An 18520-nucleotide genomic window follows, 5' to 3' on the forward strand; every position below is an offset into this window, starting at 1 on the left:
CTCTATCCTCCGCGCCAGATAGCAGCGGAGGAAACAATGACAACAAACATAAAAACCGGCTTGAGCCGTTTATTCCTTGCACGTCTTTTCCTTGCGAGCCTTTTGTCGCTGTTTCTCGTTCATCCCGCTGCAGCGCAAACCAAGGTGACTATCGCCATCGGCGGCGGGGCGTGCCTGTGCTATCTGCCGACCGTGCTGGCCAAGCAGCTTGGCGAATACGAGAAGGCGGGTCTCGCCGTCGAACTGGTCGACCTCAAGGGCGGCTCCGATGCGTTGAAAGCCGTGCTCGGCGGCAGTGCCGATGTGGTCTCCGGCTATTTTGATCATTGCGTCAATCTCGCCGCCAAGAAGCAGGAGCTGCAGAGCTTCGTGGTCTATGACCGCTATCCCGGTCTCGTGCTGGTGGTGTCGCCGAAGCACACCGGCAAGATCACGTCGATCAAGGATCTCGCCGGCAAGAAAGTCGGCGTCAGCGCGCCGGGCTCGTCGACGGACTTCTTCCTGAAGTATCAGCTCAAGAAGAACGGTCTCGATCCGGCTGGTACTGCTGTGATCGGCGTTGGCCTGGGCGCGACGGCAGTGGCGGCGATGGAGCAGGGGCAGATCGAAGCCGCGGTGATGCTCGATCCTGCCGTCACCGTGCTGCAGGGCAGCCACAAAGACCTCACGATTCTCAGCGATACCCGGACGCAGAAGGACACGCTGGCGGTGTTCTCCGGCGAATATCCAGGTGGCGCGCTGTATTCGACGACGGCCTGGGTCAAGGCTCATGAGAAAGAAGTGCAGGGGCTGACCAACGCGATCATGAATACGCTGAAATGGATTCACAGCCATACGCCGGAAGAGATCATGGCGAAGATGCCCGAAGGCATTGTCGGCAAGGACAAGGAGCTCTATCTCGCGGCGCTGAAGAACACGCTCCCGATGTATTCGGAGACGGGGCTGATGGATCCGAAGGGCGCAGCTGCCGTGCTCGCCGTATTCAGCGAGGGCTCGCCGGAGGTGGCCAAGGCCAATATCGATGTCAGCAAGACCTACACGAATAAATATGTCGAGCAGTTCGCCAAAACGATGGGGACGAATGCGAAGTAGGTTTTGCGCATGATGACGCCGGTCATTCACCGCGTCACGCAACTCGACCTCACACGCAGCGATTGGCAGTGGCCATTCGCGCGTGAGCGGCGGGACGAGATCGACGCTCACTTCGCAGGCAAGCGCGCCGAGAAGCCGCAACTGTTCAATGGGCGCGTGTTGCTGGCGCGCAATGCGCAGTTCACTGGCAACCAGTTTAGCGCGGAGTATTTCGAGACCGATTTTGCGAGCTTTCTGGCGTGGCGGGATTGGCGCTGTCCCGATCCGGACGTGTTCAACGGCTTTGGCATGGGTGCGCTGCGTGCCAGCGACGGCGCCTTCGTGCTCGGCGAGATGGGACAGCATACATCCAATGCCAGACGCATCTATTTTGCGGCGGGCACGCCTGATCTGGACGACCTGCGCGGCGACGTGGTCGATATCGCCGGCAGCGTGACCCGTGAAGTCGAGGAAGAGCTCGGCCTGACAGAAGCCGATTACCGGGCCGACGCTGGCTGGTCCTGCGTCGTGACGGATTTCTCGGTGGCGATGATGCGTCTTCTAAATGCGGATCAGCCGGGTGAGACGCTGCGCAGCATCATCGAGGCCAATCTTGCCGGTCAGGCGTCGCCTGAGCTGAGCGGAATTCATCTGGTGCGCAGCGAAGCCGACTTCACCCCGACGATGCCACTGTTTGTGACAGCGTTTATGACAGCGCAACTGATGCCAGCGACGTGATCTGCTGGTATTGCCGGGATCGGCACGCTACGCTTGCAATCCCCATGTCCCGGAGTTGCCGATCTCATGTCTGCCAAGCCAGTTGTGTCCGCGTTGAAGTCCTATATCGAGCCGTATCGGGTCGACGGTTCGAAAGCTTTCCACCTCAAGGCGCATGACACCAATGGCAGCGGCGGGCTGCACAAGGAAACCGGCAAGAAGATCATCGAGGCCAACCGCCGCCGGCTGCAGGAGCTGCAGGAAAAGCTCTATGCGCAGGATCGCTGGTCGCTGCTGCTGATCTTCCAGGGCATGGACGCCGCCGGGAAGGACAGCGCCATCGAGAGCGTGTTCGACGGCATCAATCCGCAGGGCTGCGAGGTGCATTCGTTCAAGACGCCGTCGTCGAACGAACTCGATCACGATTTCATGTGGCGTCACACCATCGCGCTGCCACAGCGCGGCCGCATCGGCATCTTCAATCGTTCTTACTACGAGGAATGTCTTGTGGTGCGGGTTCATCCGGAGATTCTCGCCAAGCAGAAAATTCCGGGGGAGCTGGTGACAAAAGATATCTGGCGCGAGCGCTTCGAGGACATCACCGCCTTCGAAAAGTATCTGGCGCGCAACGGCACCGTGGTGCTGAAGTTCTTTCTCAACGTCTCCAAGGAAGAGCAGCGCGAGCGCTTCCTCGATCGTCTCGAGCAGCCGGCCAAGAACTGGAAGTTCTCATCGGCCGATATCGCCGAGCGCGCGTTGTGGGACAAGTATCAGGAGGCCTATGAGGACCTGATCAAGCATACGTCCTGCGAGGAAGCGCCATGGCATGTGGTGCCGGCGGATCGCAAATGGTTCTCGCGCGTGGTGATCGGCTCGGCCATCGTCAACGCGCTGGAGAAGCTGGACCTGCACTTCCCGACCGTGGACGGCGAGGCGAAGAAGGACTTCACGCTGATCCGCGAGGCGCTGGACAAGGAAGGGCCGCCGCGGGAAGGCAAGCCTGTGGTGAAGAAGGTCGCGAAGAAGAAGGTGGCCAAGAAGAAAGCGGCGAAGAAAACGTGATATTTTCTGGCTGTCATCCCCGCGAAGGCGGGGATCCATACACGCCGAAGAGGCCGTTCGTACGTTGTCGTCGCGACTTTGCCGTTTTGATTAGTTCGACCGTGGCTATGGGTCCCCGCCTTCGCGGGGACGACAGCTACGGCGGGCTAGTTTAACTCAGCTTCAATTCTTTCAACACCGCGGCGACCTTGTCCTGCGTCGCGTCGTTCAATGGCAGCACCGGGCGCGGTGGTTTCGCATCCGTCAGCCCCATCTGCTCCGCAGCCGCATACATCACGCGCAGGCTGGAAAACTGCTTGAACAGATCCCACAGCGGCTGCATCGCGCCGTTGAGGCGGCGCGCTTCGTCGGCATTGCCGGCCTGCGCTGCGCGGGTGATGGCCAGACAACTCTTTGGAAACAGGCCCGCCGCCACGCAATACCAGGCATCGCCGCCGGCCAGCAGTGTCTCCATCGAATTCCAGTCACCGGCATAGCCGACTGAAAAGCCTGATGGCACGGCGGCACGCATCTGCTTCAGGTGATCTGCCGCGAAGCTGGCTTCGGGGGAGGTGCCCTTCACCGCGACGACGCCGGGAATACGCGCGATGCGGCCGACAAGGTCGGGCGTGAACTTGAAATGCGTGGTGGCAAAGTTGTCGTAGATCACGATCGGCAATTTGCTTTCGCCGGTGACCGTTGTGAAATGTTCGAAGACTTCATCCTCGGTGAGCGGCGTATAGGACACCGGCGCCAGCAGGCCTGCGGCAGCGCCGGCCGCCTTGGCGTCGCGGGCGAGTTCGATCGTCTCGTCGGTGCGGAGCGCGCCGATGCCGACCAGCACGGGGACGCGGCCGTTCACCTCCGCAACGGCGGCTTCAGTGGCACGCCGACGCTCGTCGCGGGAGAGGAACGGGTAAGAACCGGTGCTGCCCAGGAGGCCAATGGAATCGACCTTGGCCGCCGCCAGCGGCGCCACCAGCCGCCGTAGCGCGGGCGTATCGACCCTGCCATTCGTATTCATCGGCGTGATCGGGAAAGCGGATAATCCCCTGGCGAAAGTCATCGTCCTGTCCTCGCAATTTCCGTTCGGTCTTAGGGCAAAAGGATGGCTGCGAAAACGTCCAGTTGGCGATGTTCTGGCTAGGCCAGTCGGCCACGCGCCCGAGCTTCTCCCAGGAGGATTTAGGTCAGCATTCCTGACCCTCTTAGCCGTTGCAGCCTCCCGCAATTGTCGTCTAGAACGACCTCAGGCCCTCGTCGGCAACGAACCATCAAGGGTTTTCCTTGAGACTGGTTTTGGCCGAGGATGTGGGCCTGAAGGTGTGGCAATGCTGATTCGCAGCGACATGGTTGGAGTTTCCGGGAGAGTGGCTGTTGCCGCTGGTCCCGACGCGATTCCGGCTGCGCTGCGCTCGAACCTCCTTCTTGGCGGGCTGCTTCTGCTTATCTGCCCCTGAGCGCCGTCTGGGCCGTTTGGCCTGGGTACTCAGGGGATCATGACATTCAGAACCATCAGCTCCCTCTGGCGCCCAGACAGATGCGCCCCGACCTAAGGAATATCTCATGACTTCGACCACCCCGTCCGTTCAGGACAAGTCCGACAAGGACCGCGTCATCATTTTCGACACCACCTTGCGCGACGGCGAGCAGTGCCCCGGCGCCACCATGACCTTCGAGGAAAAGCTGGAGATCGCCGCGATGCTCGACACCATGGGTGTCGACGTCATCGAGGCCGGCTTCCCGATCGCTTCCGACGGCGACTTCGAAGCCGTCAACGAGATTGCCAAGCGCACCAAGAATGCCGTGGTCTGCGGCCTGTCCCGCGCCGGCCAGAAGGACATCGACCGCTGCGCCGAGGCGATCCGCCCGGCCAAGCGCGGCCGCATCCATTCCTTCCTGTCCACCTCGCCGGTGCACATGAAGTACAAGCTGCAGATGGAGCCCGACGCCGTCCACGATCTGGTGATCTCGTCGGTGACCCGTGCCCGCAACCATACCGATGACGTCGAATGGTCGTCGGAAGACGGCACCCGCACCGAATTCGATTTCCTGTGCCGCTGCGTCGAGTCGGCGATCAAGGCCGGTGCGACCACGATCAACATCCCCGACACCGTCGGCTATTCGGTGCCCGAGGAATATTACGACCTGTTCAAGCGCGTGCGCGAGAACGTGCCGAATTCCGACAAGGCGATCTTCTCGGTTCACTGCCACAACGACCTCGGCATGGCCGTCGCCAATTCGATGGCCGGCATCCGCGGCGGTGCGCGGCAGATCGAATGCACCATCAATGGCATCGGCGAGCGTGCCGGCAATGCTGCGCTGGAAGAAATTGTGATGGCGATGAAGGTGCGCAATGACAAATTGCCGTACTGGAATAACATCGACACCACGATGCTGATGCGCGCCTCGAAGGAAGTCTCCGCCGCAACCTCGTTCCCGGTGCAGTACAACAAGGCGATCGTCGGCCGTAATGCCTTCGCCCATGAGAGCGGCATCCATCAGGACGGCATGCTGAAGAACGCGCAGACCTACGAGATCATGCTGCCGGAGACGGTGGGCGTGAAGCAGACCTCGCTGGTGATGGGCAAGCATTCCGGCCGCCATGCCTTCATCCACAAGCTGGAGGAGATGGGCTACAAGCTGGGTCAGAACCAGTTGGAAGACGCCTTCGTGCGCTTCAAGGCGTTGGCCGACCGCAAGAAGGACATCTACGACGAGGATCTGGAAGCGCTGGTCGATCAGGAAATGACCGCCGCCCATGACCGCATCAAGCTGGTGTCGCTGACGGTGATCGCTGGCACCCACGGTCCGCAGCGCGCGACCATGAAGCTGAACGTCGACGGCGTGGTGAAGATCGAGGAGGCCGAGGGCAATGGTCCGGTCGATGCGGTGTTCAACTGCATCAAGGCGCTGGTGCCGCATGAGGCCAAGCTGGAACTGTATCAGGTTCACGCCGTCACCGAAGGCACCGACGCGCAGGCGGAAGTGTCGGTGCGTCTGGCCCATGAAGGCCGATCGATGACCTCGCGCGCCGCCGATCCGGATACGCTGGTCGCTTCGGCCAAGGCCTATCTCGGCGGGCTGAACAAGATCGTTATGAAGCGCGCGCGCGACATGCCGGCAGCGGTTGCTGCCGCGAGCTGATCGCTTCCCAAAACCTATACGCGCAACGAAACGCGGCGTCGCAAGACGCCGCGTTTTTGCATTGCAGTAAAGCTTTTGCAGCAACCCCTGCGAAGGGAGCGATGGCGTTTGATCGCCGATGACGATAAAGCTCCCTGTGGCATCCAAGCGCAGCGACTTCTTAAAACAGCTCCGCATGGCCAACAGGGAGAACATCATGCGCAAGTTTATTTTAGCCGCAGCGTCGATCGCAGCGCTCGCGCTGGCCGGTCCGGCCTCCGCTCAATCCCCCATCGTCATCAAATTCAGCCACGTCGTCGCGCCGAACACGCCGAAGGGGCAGGGCGCGGAGAAGTTCAAGGAACTCGCCGAGAAATACACCAATGGCAAGGTGAAGGTTGAGGTCTATCCGAACTCGCAGCTCTACAAAGACAAGGAAGAGGTCGAGGCGCTGCAGCTCGGTGCCGTGCAGATGCTGGCGCCTTCGCTCGCCAAGTTCGGCCCGCTTGGCGTCAAGGAATTCGAGGTGTTCGACCTGCCTTACATCCTGCCAGACAAGGCGGCGCTGACCCGCATCACCACTGGGCCGATCGGCAAGGGCCTGCTGGCGAAGCTCGAGCCCAAGGGCATCAAGGGTCTCGCTTACTGGGACAACGGTTTCAAGATCATGACGTCGAACAGGCCGATGCATAAGGTCGCCGACTTCCAGGGCATGAAGCTGCGCATCCAGTCATCGAAGGTGCTGGAAGCCCAGATGCGCGCGCTCGGCGCCATCCCGCAGGTGCTGGCGTTCTCGGAAGTGTATCAGGCGATGCAGACCGGCGTCGTCGACGGCAACGAGAACACGCCGTCCAACGTCTATACGCAGAAGATGCATGAAGTGCAGAAGCACATAACACTCTCGAACCACGGCTATATCGGCTACGCCGTGATCGTGAACAAGAAGTTCTGGGACGGTCTGCCGGCCGACGTGAAGCCGCAGGTCGAGAAGGCGATGGATGATGCCACAGCCTATGCCAACGGCCTGTCGCAGACGGAAAACGACGACGCCATCGTCGCGATGAAGAAGGCCGGTACCACCACCTTCTACGAGCTGAAGCCGGAAGAGCGCGCCGAATGGATGAAGGCGCTGGAGCCGGTGACCGCTGACATGGCGTCGCGCGTCGGCAAGGATCTGATCGCGGCGTTCCAGAAAGAAGCCAACGCAAAGACCAATTGAGCACGGACGCACTCTCAACGTCGTCATGCCCGGCCTTGTGCCGGGCATCCACGTCTTGAAGCGTGCGGGGCAGACGTGGATGGCCGGGACAAGCCCGGCCATGACGGAATGTGGGGAAGGGGACAAATCTCGTGCGGTTCTTGTTACGCATCCTCGATCGTCTCGAGGAAACGCTGATCGCGACGCTGATCGGCGCCGCGACGGTGGTGATCTTTGTCGCCGTGGCGCATCGCTACACCACCGATTTCGTGGTGTCGTATCGCAACCTGCCCGGTGCGATGGCGGCCTATAAATTTCTCGCCAGCATCCATTTGTCCTGGGCGCAGGAACTTTGCATTTACATGTTCGTGTGGATGGCGAAGTTCGGCGCGGCTTACGGCGTGCGCACCGGCATCCATGTCGGCGTCGATGTACTGGTGCTGCAACTGCCGCCGAAATGGCGCAAGGGCACCATCCTGTTCGGCCTTCTGTGCGGCGCGCTATTCACCGGCATCATCGGCACCATGGGCGCGAGTTTCGTGATGGGTCTGTCGCAGACCGACCAGACATCGCCCGATCTCGAGCTGCCGAGCTGGATCGTCTATCTCTGCATTCCGCTTGGCTCCTATCTGATGTGCTTCCGCTTTCTGCAGGTCGCCTACAGCTATTTCCGTTTCGACGATCTGCCGCATCACGATCACAGCCATGTGGAGGGTATCGAGGTCGACACGGCGGTTGGTCCGACGCCGGAGGGCGCCCGATGACCACGCTGTTCATTTTCGCGCTGCTCATTGCGCTGATGCTCACCGGCATGCCGATCTCGATCGCGCTCGGCCTGACGGTGCTGACCTTCCTGTTCTTCCTCACGCAGGTGCCGATCGAGGCGGTGGCGCTGAAGCTGTTTACCGGCATTGAGAATTTCGAGATCATGGCGATCCCGTTCTTCATTCTCGCCGGCAATTTCCTGACTCATGGCGGCGTCGCCCGGCGCATGATCAATTTCGCGACCTCGATGGTCGGGCATTGGTATGGCGGTCTCGGCCTCGCCGGCGTGATGGCCTGCGCGCTGTTCGCGGCGATCTCCGGCTCGTCACCGGCGACAGTGATTGCGATCGGCTCGATCCTGCTGCCCGCCATGGTCGCGCAGGGCTTTCCGAAGCGGTTCGGCGCCGGCGTCATCACGACGTCGGGGGCATTGGGCATCCTGATCCCGCCGTCGATCGTGATGGTGATCTATGCGGTGGCGACCGGCGGCAGCGTCGCGCTCGGGCCAGACGGCGCGCGCGTCACCTCGGCGTCCGTCGGCCAGTTGTTCATCGCCGGTGTCATTCCCGGCCTGATGCTGGCGACGCTGCTCGGCGCCACCACGGTGTATCGCGCCTGGAAGTTCGATTATCCGCGGCTGCCGCGAGCGTCATGGGGCGAGCGCTTCAAGGCGTTTCGCGAATGTATCTGGGGCCTGCTGCTGATCTTCCTTGTGCTCGGGGGCATCTATCGCGGCTGGTTCACGCCGACGGAAGCCGCGGCGGTCAGCGCCGTCTATGCCTTCATCATCGCGGTGTTCGTCTACAAGGACATGGGTCTGAAGGACGTACCGCGGGTGCTGCTCGGCTCAGCCAGCATGAGCGCAATGATCCTCTACATCATCACCAATGCGGTGCTGTTCTCGTTCCTGATGACATCGGAACAGATCCCGCAGCAGCTCACCGCCTGGATCGTCGACATGGGCGTCAACTGGTGGACATTCCTGATCTTCGTCAACATCCTGCTGCTGGTCGCCGGCAATGTGATGGAGGCGTCGTCGATCGTGCTGATCACCGCGCCGATCCTGTTTCCGATCGCCGTGAAGCTCGGCGTGCATCCGGTGCATCTCGGCATCCTGATGGTCGTCAATATGGAGGTCGGCATGTGCCATCCTCCAGTGGGCCTCAATCTCTATGTGGCGTCGGGCATCGCCAAGATGGGCATCACGGAACTCACCATCGCGGTGTGGCCGTGGCTACTGACCATGCTGATGTTCCTCGTTGCGGTGACCTTCATCCCGGAGATCTCGCTGTGGCTGCCGCGCGTTCTCGGGATGCTGTGACAAAATTGCGGCTGTAAATATTGCGACAACACATCGCGACACCACATGGCCAAAGCGTAAGTTGAACCCGTGGCAGCGCAGGATCATCTTCAGGTAACTTTCCAAAGGAGGTTGCCATGAAGAAGATCTTGCTCGCCGGTGCCGCTGTTGCCGTGATCGCCGGTTCTACCGCGGTCTATGCCCAGCACCGTCCATGGATGCATCATCACGTCCGGATAAATCCCGAAGACCGCGCTGCCTTCGCCGATGCGCGCATCGCTGCCGTGAAGGCCGGGCTCAAGCTGACGCCGGACCAGGAGAAGATGTGGCCGGCGGTGGAGAGCGCAGTGCGCGATTTCGCCAAGCTGCGCATCGACCGCGCCAATGCGCGCATGGAAGAGCGCAAGAACCGCGACGACGACGCGAAGCGGACCGACACGCCGGACAATCCGGTCGCCCGCCTGCAGCAGCGCGCCGGCGACATGGCCACCACGGCCGCCGCGCTGAAGAAGATCGCCGATGCCGCCGACCCGCTCTACAAGACCCTCGACGACGGCCAGAAGCGGCGACTGGCGGTGTTGACCCATATGGACCGCGGCTTCGGCGGCGGGGAGGGCGGCTGGCGTCACCGCGGCCCGCGGCCGGGGTATGAGCGCGGCAGCTTCGAAGGCGAGGGATTCGGCCCTCCCGGCTTCGATCGCCCGCGTTTCGGCGATGACGACGATCGCGGTCCCGGTGGCCCCGGCGACAGATTCGAGCGCAACCCCGCGCCGGGCGCCGAACGGCTCTGATCCGGAGCAGTTTTCCACTGTCGCAATGACGAAGAAGCCGCTGAAATCCAGCGGCTTTTTCGCATTTTCGCGATTGCGAAAAACGGTGCAATTTTTGTGACAGCGTCGCTGGACATCCCGGGATCGCTTTGCTAAACGACGCCGTCCCCACGGGGATATCCGGATCTGGATCCGGGCGCATAGCTCAGTTGGTAGAGCAGGTGACTCTTAATCACCGGGTCCTAGGTTCGAGCCCTAGTGCGCCCACCACCCGGCTCTTGCTTTGTGGTTCGATCAAAACCATTCGCATTGGCTCCCAGAACGACACGTCATTCAAGAAGATTTTCGCGGGCGTCCCGACGCTTCCGCGCGCCGTCCCGTCGTTGCTGCATTGAGGTGCGCGCATAGGTCACGACCATACTCGCCGTGCGATGCCCGCTGAGAGCCCGCAACTGGGCGTCGCTGAGGTCGGCGTCAGCACCCTCCGTATTGCCGCCGTGCCGCAAGCCCATGAACTTGACCTCAGAATCGATGCCGGCGGCAGCGCGGATGTCGGCGACACGATGTCTAAAATAATCCTCACGCCAGGGCAGATACGATTTTCTAAGGCGGTCAGGACGGTCGCGCATGATGATCAGCGGTCCCCGTCGGCACGTGTGGTCAAGCCGCTCACACATCTCCGGCCAGAGTGGAGATCCGTCAGTGTCAACCAGCGGAATATCGATCATCTCGTGTGTCTTGTGATGGAAGATGCGGACGATGCCGGGCGCATCTGCGGGACGATAGTGCTCCCAGCTCAGCCGTTCGAGAATGTCGACTTGGCGCTGCAGCCAAAAGTAAGCGAGCATCGCAGCTGTGCCGATCGAATGATCCCCGAGGCGATCCGCCATGGCTACAAACCGGATCAACTCCGCATAGGTCACGGGCCGTGTCGGCGTCGGCCGATATGAAATGCCCATTTTTGCAAAAGGGTTGAGAGCGGGCATTTCCGAAGAATATCTTCTTTGAGCAACGGACCATGCTCGCTGGCATACGCGCATCGACAACATCGCAGATCGGAGCCGCTTGCTGCCATCGGGACGTATTTTGAGCTTTGCGTAGATCTGATCAGCCGCCCCCGGCGTGATGCTTGCCAGCGGCAAGCTGCCAAAACGACGGCCGTCCTTGAGCTCATAGTTGGCTACGCGGCGGAGTACACCGGCGTAACTCCGCCGCGTTGCAGCCGGCAAGTCTAGAAATCTTGGTGATGCCTGATAGGCTTCGATCAGCCAGTCGAATGAGCCACGTACCGGGCTTACAAGTGGACCGACAACGCTCGCTGGGTTGTGAAGTGACAAAGTGGTCATGCGGTGAACCCTCCTGTTCAGATTAAGTCGACGACGTCTTGATCGGGGGCCGCGCATTCCGACAAACCGTGACGTGCGTCGATCGCGGCATCGAGCCTGGTCCGGTGCCATTTGGGATCGCAGTCCGATATCAAGGGCGGAGGATAGATCCCGCGTGCGACTTGCTGCAGGAAGCTCGCGACACTTGGCTCGTCGCAATAGCCAGCGGCGCGCTCGGCGCGCATTTCTGCGGGCCATGCGCAAGAACATCGTTGCTCGTTCAAGATCTCTCCTTGTCGTCAGATGGTGTGACCGAGCCATGGTTGGGTTCGTTCCGCCAAACGTGGCTCGCTACCTTCGCTATCGCTGAGCGGCCTAACCCACGATGGGTTCGTTCCGCCAAAATGGCAGAGGCCCCGGCAAGCTGGCTTGCCGGGGCCTCCAATAGATTCAAACGAAGGGCCGAGAAGTTGTGGGGTTTTAGAAAGAAATTCGAGTTGTTGCCGGTCTGCAACTTATACGCCGGGGGGACGGCGGCGCTTCGCTTTCGCAACTGCCGCGTCGAACTGTCGTAAGGCGCGCATGCGCCGTGAGTAAGCGCGTCGCTCGTAGCGTGCCAAAGTGCTGAGCTGTTTTGCGAATTCCGGCAGCGTCAGCGGCGGAGCCGCCTCAGGCTCTTTCAGTTGATCAGCTAGCAGTGTCATCACGGCTTCGAGAGCTGTTAAACCCTCGGCGACAACGGGCGGCGGAGGCAGTATCCGGATCGGCACCGCCAACCGTCCGTAAGCAAAGGCGTAAGCATCGCTCACCCGGTCATAGGTCGCGATGGCGCGCGCTGCTTCGATCGCGGCTTCCTCCACGTCGACTCCAACCAGATCGTTGATAAGCTGGTCGGCGAGCGTGCGAACAACGGTCGAACATTCCGGAAACGGAACATTCAAGCCATGGCGAAGCGCATTCTTGGCAGACTTGCCCTTGCCGGCGGCCGTGCGAGGTCCCGTGCTCTTGGTGGCGTTGAGTCGATTGACCGCGTGACGATCGGTTTCTGCATTGCGTCCCATGTGATCAGGCCTCCAACGGTGAAGCCGATGCATCGATCGTCTTCAGCACGGCAAGGTCAGCGGCACGGCGATCCTCCAGCTTGCTCAGAGCTTGATCGCGACGCAGCTCGACCACCGCGCGGCGTTTGTCGAGAGACTCAAAGATCGAAGCAAAGATCATCGTGGTCTGGGCATTAAAATCCTTGGGGTCATAGCCTTTGTTCTTCAATTCTTCGATCTTCTCGCCGTATTGACCTCGGGGCAAAGGGCTGTCGCAAAAACGTTCATCGGGAAAGCCGAGCAACCTTGCGACCGCAAAGGGGCGACCGGCGGAATACATCGCGGCGCTGATTGCCCGCAACCGTCGTGCTTCCCACTCCAACTGCACGAAATCGGAAACATAGATCTCCTCAATAATGTTTTGCGGCTTCAGATAATCCAGGACTTTGTCCTTTAATGCATTGAAATCATTTATGTTTTCGTGGCTGATGAGGTTGGGAGGCTCAACTCCTAATTGAACCGGGCGTTGATCCAATGAAATCACAGTAGGTTTTTTCGTTGTTGCGGTAGCTAGGGGACCCACGTTAGCGGGATTGCTTAGGGTCTCGGAAGTGTCGGGAGGAGTGCTCATTTCGATGTCATGCCTTCATTGTTTAGCTGACGAATGCCGCCTTGGGTGTGATAAGCGGGCGACTCCTGTGACAACTCCGAACAAGCCATGCGCGGTTCCATTAAACGCAAACAAAAATTCATCTAAGGTTTGATGGCCTGCGGACCTGGCGAGCAAATGCAGCTGAGACGGGCGCACGTAACTATCAAAATGTTTTTTCTAACCAGAAGCGGCCGCGTTTTATGAGCCCTTGAAACTTCTGGAAGGCCTACACATTAAATGCGGGTGTAAGTGCCGCTTCGGCCTTACTACAACTTCAAACCAGTTGTTCGTCCTTCCCCCCGCTGACCATGCACACTCTTAGAAAGAGCATGGTCGCTCGTTTTCGGAGCACTTCATGAGTCCCACAGTCTTTCAACTTGTCCATCGTTCAGATCTGCGAACGGAGCCTCGGCCGTTAGAAGCCAGAGGTCCGCAATATCGCCAAGTGGTCGAACGGACGATCATGTACGGACAGAAGCAGCCTATCGTCGCTAATCTGAACGGTGATGTGATCGATGGCATCGATCAGTACGAAGCGATGCTTGAGCTTAACTTCCGATATATTTCCGCCATCACGATCGACGATGGAAACATGATTGACATCAAGATCGCCAAAAAGGTAGCGCACGAGTATGGCAAACTACGCGAAAAATTTAATGCTTTCGCAGTTCAGGCGCGACTCATGATCGATAAAGGTGCCGACGAGGAAAATATGAACGGCTTCATCGATGCGCTCGTGAAGGATTTCGTCGACTAGGAAAATTCTGGAAAATGGCGAGCGCCGATATCGTTCGTCTATTTTAGAGCTCACTACAGTTCTGAAGTTTAAATCTTGAAAACGGGCGGCACCATCAGGTGCCGCCCGTTCTCTTATGTCAGTATAGTTGGTCTATTAATGAAGAACGTCGATCATCAGATGCCCGGGATATCTCAATCATTGCGCAACTAGGGCGTGTATTCATAAATTGAGGTTCGCAAGCAAGCTCAACCCGTTTCCGCTATTCGGCACACTGCAGACTCAAGCTCTACATCGCCTCAGGTCCCTTTTGTGCCAACAGGCGACATTAATCCGCGCGGCCCACCTATCCTGGTCGCCCATGGCTTCCGCGCACTCGGAGGGCGCCGCCGAGCCACCTGCCAAACGCGGCGATCGCGAGAACAGGCACCAGCAACGGCGGCACGATGAAGATCGCGATATAGGCTTGGCCGGCATCGCGGACACCACTGGCGATTGCTGCGCCCCAGATGCCATGCACCATGGCGACCATCACTAACGCCATCGTGGCGACGACACCGCTGAAGCTGCCGGTTGCAGCCACGGCTCCGAGCGACCACGCGAGCATTAAGAGATAGAGCCCGATCCCGACCTTGTCTGAGCCATGCGTCACAAAGAGCAGAACAAATGCTGTCGCGGCGAAGGCGATGCCGACGGCGTGCACGATTGCCGTCCGCTCCGTGCCGAGGCGTCGCGCCTCCGCTCCGATCAGGCGCACGTAGCCGCTGCCGGCCAACGCCACTAACCCGTTGGTGACGCCGTCGACTCCTAATCCGTAGAGCGCGCCCGACAAGGGGCCGCTTAGTGACAAGCGAGAGAAGTACAAGCCTCCCCAAGCGCCGAAGCCGAGGGCGGAAAGGCCTGCCGCGATCAAGTGGGAACGGGTCAGCATGAACAGGCCGGCGCCGGCCAGCAGCGGCAATAGCGGCTCGACGACAACGAGGTAGAGCAAGTCGAGAAGGGGCATTGACGATTTCAATCCGCCAAGGTGACGTCCGAACCGTGCCACAGCCGAAAGCGATGGCAATGACAACTGGCCAAACTGCTGTGCATTAGTGGCCCGGTCCTGCGGTTTGGTTCATGCGGGCGAGTATCGGGGGTGGCAAGCATGTCGGCCCGGGGTCATTCGCGTCGCTTTTGGCATGTCGGCGGCATGTCCGCTATCCGACCCATCTCCGACCTGCAGTTCGGTGTTACGAACACCAAGATAGACATGATTCAAGCTCCCGGACCGGGGCCTCGAATCATGAGATACGAACTCACGGACTATGAGTGGACTGCCATCAGGCCGTTCCTTTCGAACAAGCCGCGCGGCGTGCCGGGGGGCGACGACCGGCGGGTCCTCAACGGCATCTTCTGGGTTTTGCGGTCGGGAGCGCCATGGCGCGATCTGCCGGAGAACTTTGGGCCTTACACGACCTGCTACAATCGGTTTGTTCGTTGGCGGATGGCTGGAATCTGGGTCTCGATCATGGAGGCCCTCGCGGAAACCCATGATGGCTCTGTCCAGATGATCGACGCCTCCATTGTCCGCGTACATCAGCACGGCGGTTGCGCGGGTGGGGCCGAAACAAGGCTGATGGGCAGGTCAAGAGGTGGGCTGATGACCAAGATACACGCTTGCGTCGATACCAACGGAATGCCGGTTCGCTTTGAACTGACGACCGGTGAGGCCCACGAAAACCGGCTCGTCACCGAGCTGCTGTCTGATCTAAAATCAGGCGCAATGTTGTTGGCTGATCGAGGGTACGATGCAGACCGGATTAGGGCATTCGCCGGTGACCGAGGTGCGTGGGCTAACATTCCTCCGAAGCGAAATCGCAGAGACCCAATCTGTTTTAGCCCATATCTGTATCGAGCACGCAATTTGGTGGAGCGTTTCTTCAATAGGATAAAGCAATGCCGGCGCGTGGCCACCCGATATGACAAACTTGCCGCAAATTACCTCGCCTTCATAATTGGCGGCGCGCTTATGAGTCCACGCCCTAGATTGAAGTGAAAACGACGGCGTTAACTAACGGAGAAATCTGTCCTTCAAAAAAAGCGCACTGAGCGAACCGCCGCCTGAAATCGCTGTCACGCCGTCGGGTTGGGCAAAAAGTGTTGACTCTCTGGCAGCTGTTGCGGTGGCCGTCGATGCCAGCCTGCTTGTTGCCGATGCCAACAAGCAGCATTCATTCGCAGGCGCAGATCAGCGCGACTGGAAGAAGTCGCCCGAAGGCGCCGACTCATCTCAATAGAGAACCGGTTGTACGCTATTCCATGGCAAGAAATTCCCGATACGGACCATGGTCACCGTCGCTTCAAATTACATTGTACGGTCGTACCATCCCGTTGGGAGTTCGCGTAGCCTTGGGTCGCGGTGCAGAAATCGAATGAGGCGGCGTCCTTTTCCACGCGCCAGCCAAATTTGGCGCAATCCTCAGTCTCTTTGATGCGGTACATCGTCCCCCGCCATTCGAGGGTTTTGCTCGTATCATCCACCTTCAGCGGAAAAGGCCTTCCTTGGTCTTTGCAGATGTAATTGTAAGTCTCGGCCCGTGCCGAGGGAGTTGGGATGGCAACGAGTGCCAAGAGGCTGGCAACTGTCGCGCAGCAAGATTGAAGAATGTTTGCGCGGCCCATTTCTAACGTCCGTTGTAGGGTGACAATATTTGAAAACCGGCAATGCGTGCACAGTTCGGAATGACGACGGGCCGCTCTTCTTCGACTTTCATCGGACAGCACTCGTCGTCGGTGACGATGTAGAGCAGGCCTTTGAGGTCTGGGGATGCGCAAGTCGTGCTCTCTCCGGCATCGCATTGCGCGGAATAGGTGCCGATGGCTTTCGCTAGTGATCCACCAACGCCATTACCCAAGGTGTCGTGAGATCGCTCGTCGTAAGATCTCATATCGACGATGGTGCGTCCGTCCTTCGCGAAGCTGACCTCGATCTGACCATCCGCCCCGGTAATGACAGCGCAGGTCAGGCAGCCTTCGCCCTTGGCGTAACGGACATCGTACCCTGCAAATCGTCGCTTCAGCGTTTGTCTGGCGATCTTCTCACCCAAGCGGATCAGCAGCGCGGGCTTCGTTGAGTGTTTGACTGAACTTGCATCGAAAACGAAGCCGCTCCAACTGTTTCTTTTGATCGGTGGTGCTTCGGCCGAGTTGGTAGCTGATGATTGGTTTGCAGCTGCGATATGCATCTGCTGGATTTCGAGCGTCAGCTTGAGATTACGGCCAATCGTTGTTCGCTTCACGCCTTCGGTTGCAGCCAAGAGCCAATCTCGTTTCGCTGCTCGAAACGCCGATCGGCAATTGGCCGAACCTGCGTCTGAGCAGAATACGATGGTGGATTCGGTCGAGCTGCGGGTTGGTGCTGCCAGGGTGGGGGCCGAGCAGCCGATTGCGAGCAAAAGGCCAACAGCGACGGATATGAGCGGCATGCTGGTCGGGCTCATTTCAGAAGGGTGACGTAGTTCTGGCCGGAGGCCAGCGGCTGAACGGCGTAGTTGGTCAGGTAGTCCTTGGTCAGCGGAAAGTTCCGCTTCGCGGCCTCCTGTTTGATGCGAACGATTTCTTCTTCGGTGGCTTGCTCGGTGAAACGCATCATCTCGATGACGTCGGAGGTGACTACGACGGAGCAGCGGTTTTTGCCGTTCTCCTGGCCCGCTCCGATGAATGTCGCGGTCTTGTCCTGGACCATGAAGACCTTCGGAGGGATTGGCATGAATTGGCCGAACTCTTGCTGGTCGAACAGTTCCTTGACCTTGGCGAGAACGTTCGGATCGGCGCAGGGCGAGCTGTTGCCGCAGGCTGATAGAGCGATGGATCCAAGAATCAAGGCTGTCGCAGAACACATTTTCATCATGCTCATTCGGCGGTCAGGCCGCCCTCCAAAGTTACGGGTGGTAGAGACGGAAAGCGGTGGTTAGGCTCGTTCGCGTCGCGCAACGACAATCGAGATGTTGTCGTGACCTCCGCGGCGGAACGCGAGGGCCGCGAGACGGCGAGTTGCAAGGGAAAGATCGGCCGTCCGGGCGAGCACGCGGCGAATGGCGTCGTCCGAGACCAGATCGGTGAGCCCGTCGCTGCACAGCAGGAGGGTTTCGTCGGGAGTCGGCAGCGGATCTGTGGTTACATGCGGTTCGACGGCGATGAATCCGAGCGAGCCACCGAGCGCCTGAGTGATGCCGTGGGTCGTCCGCCGTCCTTGGGGGTCGATATTGCCCTCGGGTACATCGTCTTGGCTCAGCTGAATGAGGTGAAGCGGCGTTTGGAGATAAAGGCGAGAGTCACCGACGTGGAAGCTGACTAGTTCCGTTTGCTGAAGCACGGCGCCGACCAATGTACTTCCCATCCCGGCAAGGTCGGGTTGTTGCTGCATCAGGTCGAAAAGGTTTTGATTGGTCTCGGTGATCGCCGTTGCGCAGTCAAACGCTGTGGCGGTGCAATCGATCAGTTTGACCAACTGCTCGATGACGAACCGGCTTGCGAGGGCGCCCGCATTATGCCCGCCCAGTCCATCCGCAACCATTAGAACGCTGGCTCGGCTGCTCAAGTGAAATTCCAACGGAGCTGGAAGGTCGCCCGCGAGAATCTGGCCGCCGATCGCGATGGTGTCTTCGTTGCTGCCGCGAACACGTCCGCGGTGGGTGAATGCACTTACATGCCAAGTCGGTGTGGTGCACATATCGCTAATCCAACCCATAGTTGTGGAAGTCGCCGGCTCGCATGCGACCGGGTAGGTCGCCCCAC

At 59.6% G+C, this 18520-nt stretch carries 18 protein-coding genes and 1 tRNA gene; 11 read left to right on the top strand and 8 right to left on the bottom strand.

From position 1 onward, the window contains the following. Nucleotides 1-36 precede the first annotated feature (36 nt). The 3 genes from CHC01_RS29385 (at nucleotide 37) to CHC01_RS29395 (ending at nucleotide 2850) form a co-directional block, all read left to right on the top strand. Complete coding sequence (locus CHC01_RS29385) at nucleotides 37-1092, top strand: ABC transporter substrate-binding protein (protein WP_089267889.1); 1056 nt, start codon at nucleotides 37-39, stop codon at nucleotides 1090-1092. Between the two features lie 9 nt (nucleotides 1093-1101). Further along, a complete protein-coding gene (locus tag CHC01_RS29390; RefSeq protein WP_089267890.1) occupies nucleotides 1102-1809 on the top strand; it encodes a hypothetical protein in 708 nt (235 codons plus the stop codon). A gap of 66 nt (nucleotides 1810-1875) precedes the next feature. Next, nucleotides 1876-2850 (top strand): polyphosphate kinase 2 family protein, encoded by a 975-nt coding sequence (locus CHC01_RS29395; RefSeq protein WP_089267891.1) that lies wholly within the window; start codon nucleotides 1876-1878, stop codon nucleotides 2848-2850. Nucleotides 2851-3001: 151 nt separating this feature from the next. Here the strand turns inward: CHC01_RS29395 and CHC01_RS29400 are convergent, their stop codons facing one another. Beyond that, nucleotides 3002-3895: a dihydrodipicolinate synthase family protein gene (locus CHC01_RS29400; protein ID WP_089267892.1), complete on the bottom strand. Its 894-nt coding sequence runs from the start codon at nucleotides 3893-3895 to the stop codon at nucleotides 3002-3004. Nucleotides 3896-4395: 500 nt separating this feature from the next. Here CHC01_RS29400 and CHC01_RS29405 point away from each other — a divergent pair, with 500 nt between their 5' ends. The 6 genes from CHC01_RS29405 (at nucleotide 4396) to CHC01_RS29430 (ending at nucleotide 10258) form a co-directional block, all read left to right on the top strand. Then, nucleotides 4396-5976 carry a 2-isopropylmalate synthase gene (locus tag CHC01_RS29405; RefSeq protein ID WP_089267893.1) on the top strand — a complete coding sequence of 527 codons (1581 nt, stop codon included), beginning with the start codon at nucleotides 4396-4398 and terminating at the stop codon, nucleotides 5974-5976. A gap of 196 nt (nucleotides 5977-6172) precedes the next feature. After that, nucleotides 6173-7174, top strand: a complete 1002-nt coding sequence (locus tag CHC01_RS29410; RefSeq protein ID WP_089267964.1) for a TRAP transporter substrate-binding protein — start codon at nucleotides 6173-6175, stop codon at nucleotides 7172-7174. A gap of 131 nt (nucleotides 7175-7305) precedes the next feature. Continuing rightward, entirely contained in the window at nucleotides 7306-7917 is a 612-nt protein-coding gene (locus tag CHC01_RS29415) for a TRAP transporter small permease (protein WP_089267894.1), read from the top strand. Then, on the top strand, nucleotides 7914-9239 hold the full coding sequence (locus CHC01_RS29420) for a TRAP transporter large permease (RefSeq protein ID WP_089267895.1): 1326 nt from the start codon (nucleotides 7914-7916) through the stop codon (nucleotides 9237-9239). Before CHC01_RS29415 ends, CHC01_RS29420 begins: the two co-directional genes overlap by 4 nt. 116 nt (nucleotides 9240-9355) lie before the next feature. Further along, on the top strand, nucleotides 9356-10009 hold the full coding sequence (locus CHC01_RS29425) for a Spy/CpxP family protein refolding chaperone (protein ID WP_089267896.1): 654 nt from the start codon (nucleotides 9356-9358) through the stop codon (nucleotides 10007-10009). A 173-nt stretch (nucleotides 10010-10182) separates the two neighbouring features. Continuing rightward, nucleotides 10183-10258: transfer RNA gene (locus CHC01_RS29430), tRNA-Lys, on the top strand. 59 nt (nucleotides 10259-10317) lie between these two features. Here the strand turns inward: CHC01_RS29430 and CHC01_RS32105 are convergent. The 3 genes from CHC01_RS32105 to CHC01_RS32110 form a co-directional block, all read right to left on the bottom strand. Further along, nucleotides 10318-11334, bottom strand: a complete 1017-nt coding sequence (locus tag CHC01_RS32105; protein WP_141137198.1) for a site-specific integrase — start codon at nucleotides 11332-11334, stop codon at nucleotides 10318-10320. 494 nt (nucleotides 11335-11828) lie between these two features. Beyond that, nucleotides 11829-12374: a hypothetical protein gene (locus CHC01_RS29445; RefSeq protein WP_089267899.1), complete on the bottom strand. Its 546-nt coding sequence runs from the start codon at nucleotides 12372-12374 to the stop codon at nucleotides 11829-11831. A gap of 4 nt (nucleotides 12375-12378) precedes the next feature. Then, nucleotides 12379-12984: a hypothetical protein gene (locus CHC01_RS32110; RefSeq protein ID WP_141137199.1), complete on the bottom strand. Its 606-nt coding sequence runs from the start codon at nucleotides 12982-12984 to the stop codon at nucleotides 12379-12381. 376 nt (nucleotides 12985-13360) lie between these two features. On the opposite strand from CHC01_RS32110, the gene CHC01_RS29455 reads away from it, so the two are divergent. Further along, nucleotides 13361-13762 (top strand): ParB N-terminal domain-containing protein, encoded by a 402-nt coding sequence (locus CHC01_RS29455; protein ID WP_141137200.1) that lies wholly within the window; start codon nucleotides 13361-13363, stop codon nucleotides 13760-13762. A 325-nt stretch (nucleotides 13763-14087) separates the two neighbouring features. Here CHC01_RS29455 and CHC01_RS29460 read toward each other — a convergent pair whose 3' ends face one another. Continuing rightward, nucleotides 14088-14747 (bottom strand): hypothetical protein, encoded by a 660-nt coding sequence (locus CHC01_RS29460; RefSeq protein ID WP_089267902.1) that lies wholly within the window; start codon nucleotides 14745-14747, stop codon nucleotides 14088-14090. A 279-nt stretch (nucleotides 14748-15026) separates the two neighbouring features. Between CHC01_RS29460 and CHC01_RS29465 the strand changes: the two genes are divergently transcribed. After that, nucleotides 15027-15779: an IS5 family transposase gene (locus CHC01_RS29465; RefSeq protein ID WP_176454743.1), complete on the top strand. Its 753-nt coding sequence runs from the start codon at nucleotides 15027-15029 to the stop codon at nucleotides 15777-15779. Nucleotides 15780-16407: 628 nt separating this feature from the next. Here CHC01_RS29465 and CHC01_RS29475 read toward each other — a convergent pair. The 3 genes from CHC01_RS29475 to CHC01_RS29485 all read right to left on the bottom strand — a co-directional run bounded on the left by CHC01_RS29475 (nucleotide 16408) and on the right by CHC01_RS29485 (nucleotide 18455). Beyond that, complete coding sequence (locus CHC01_RS29475; protein ID WP_089267905.1) at nucleotides 16408-17040, bottom strand: hypothetical protein; 633 nt, start codon at nucleotides 17038-17040, stop codon at nucleotides 16408-16410. Nucleotides 17041-17219: 179 nt separating this feature from the next. Then, nucleotides 17220-17639, bottom strand: a complete 420-nt coding sequence (locus CHC01_RS29480) for a hypothetical protein (RefSeq protein WP_089267906.1) — start codon at nucleotides 17637-17639, stop codon at nucleotides 17220-17222. A 54-nt stretch (nucleotides 17640-17693) separates the two neighbouring features. After that, entirely contained in the window at nucleotides 17694-18455 is a 762-nt protein-coding gene (locus CHC01_RS29485) for a PP2C family protein-serine/threonine phosphatase (RefSeq protein ID WP_176454744.1), read from the bottom strand. Between the last annotated feature and the right edge of the window lie 65 nt (nucleotides 18456-18520).

The sequence above is a fragment of the Tardiphaga sp. OK246 genome, assembly GCF_900188215.1.
GTDB lineage: Bacteria > Pseudomonadota > Alphaproteobacteria > Rhizobiales > Xanthobacteraceae > Tardiphaga > Tardiphaga robiniae.

Excerpts from the sequence above, each read along its gene's own strand:
- CHC01_RS29385 (WP_089267889.1), top strand. The coding sequence starts at position 37 with ATGACAACAAACATAAAAACCGGCTTGAGCCGTTTATTCCTTGCACGT.
- CHC01_RS29390 (WP_089267890.1), top strand. The coding sequence starts at position 1,102 with ATGATGACGCCGGTCATTCACCGCGTCACGCAACTCGACCTCACACGC.
- CHC01_RS29395 (WP_089267891.1), top strand. The coding sequence starts at position 1,876 with ATGTCTGCCAAGCCAGTTGTGTCCGCGTTGAAGTCCTATATCGAGCCG.
- CHC01_RS29400 (WP_089267892.1), bottom strand. The coding sequence starts at position 3,895 with ATGACTTTCGCCAGGGGATTATCCGCTTTCCCGATCACGCCGATGAAT.
- CHC01_RS29405 (WP_089267893.1), top strand. The coding sequence starts at position 4,396 with ATGACTTCGACCACCCCGTCCGTTCAGGACAAGTCCGACAAGGACCGC.
- CHC01_RS29410 (WP_089267964.1), top strand. The coding sequence starts at position 6,173 with ATGCGCAAGTTTATTTTAGCCGCAGCGTCGATCGCAGCGCTCGCGCTG.
- CHC01_RS29420 (WP_089267895.1), top strand. The coding sequence starts at position 7,914 with ATGACCACGCTGTTCATTTTCGCGCTGCTCATTGCGCTGATGCTCACC.
- CHC01_RS29425 (WP_089267896.1), top strand. The coding sequence starts at position 9,356 with ATGAAGAAGATCTTGCTCGCCGGTGCCGCTGTTGCCGTGATCGCCGGT.
- CHC01_RS32105 (WP_141137198.1), bottom strand. The coding sequence starts at position 11,334 with ATGACCACTTTGTCACTTCACAACCCAGCGAGCGTTGTCGGTCCACTT.
- CHC01_RS29445 (WP_089267899.1), bottom strand. The coding sequence starts at position 12,374 with ATGGGACGCAATGCAGAAACCGATCGTCACGCGGTCAATCGACTCAAC.
- CHC01_RS32110 (WP_141137199.1), bottom strand. The coding sequence starts at position 12,984 with ATGAGCACTCCTCCCGACACTTCCGAGACCCTAAGCAATCCCGCTAAC.
- CHC01_RS29455 (WP_141137200.1), top strand. The coding sequence starts at position 13,361 with ATGAGTCCCACAGTCTTTCAACTTGTCCATCGTTCAGATCTGCGAACG.
- CHC01_RS29460 (WP_089267902.1), bottom strand. The coding sequence starts at position 14,747 with ATGCCCCTTCTCGACTTGCTCTACCTCGTTGTCGTCGAGCCGCTATTG.
- CHC01_RS29465 (WP_176454743.1), top strand. The coding sequence starts at position 15,027 with ATGAGATACGAACTCACGGACTATGAGTGGACTGCCATCAGGCCGTTC.
- CHC01_RS29480 (WP_089267906.1), bottom strand. The coding sequence starts at position 17,639 with ATGAGCATGATGAAAATGTGTTCTGCGACAGCCTTGATTCTTGGATCC.
- CHC01_RS29485 (WP_176454744.1), bottom strand. The coding sequence starts at position 18,455 with ATGTGCACCACACCGACTTGGCATGTAAGTGCATTCACCCACCGCGGA.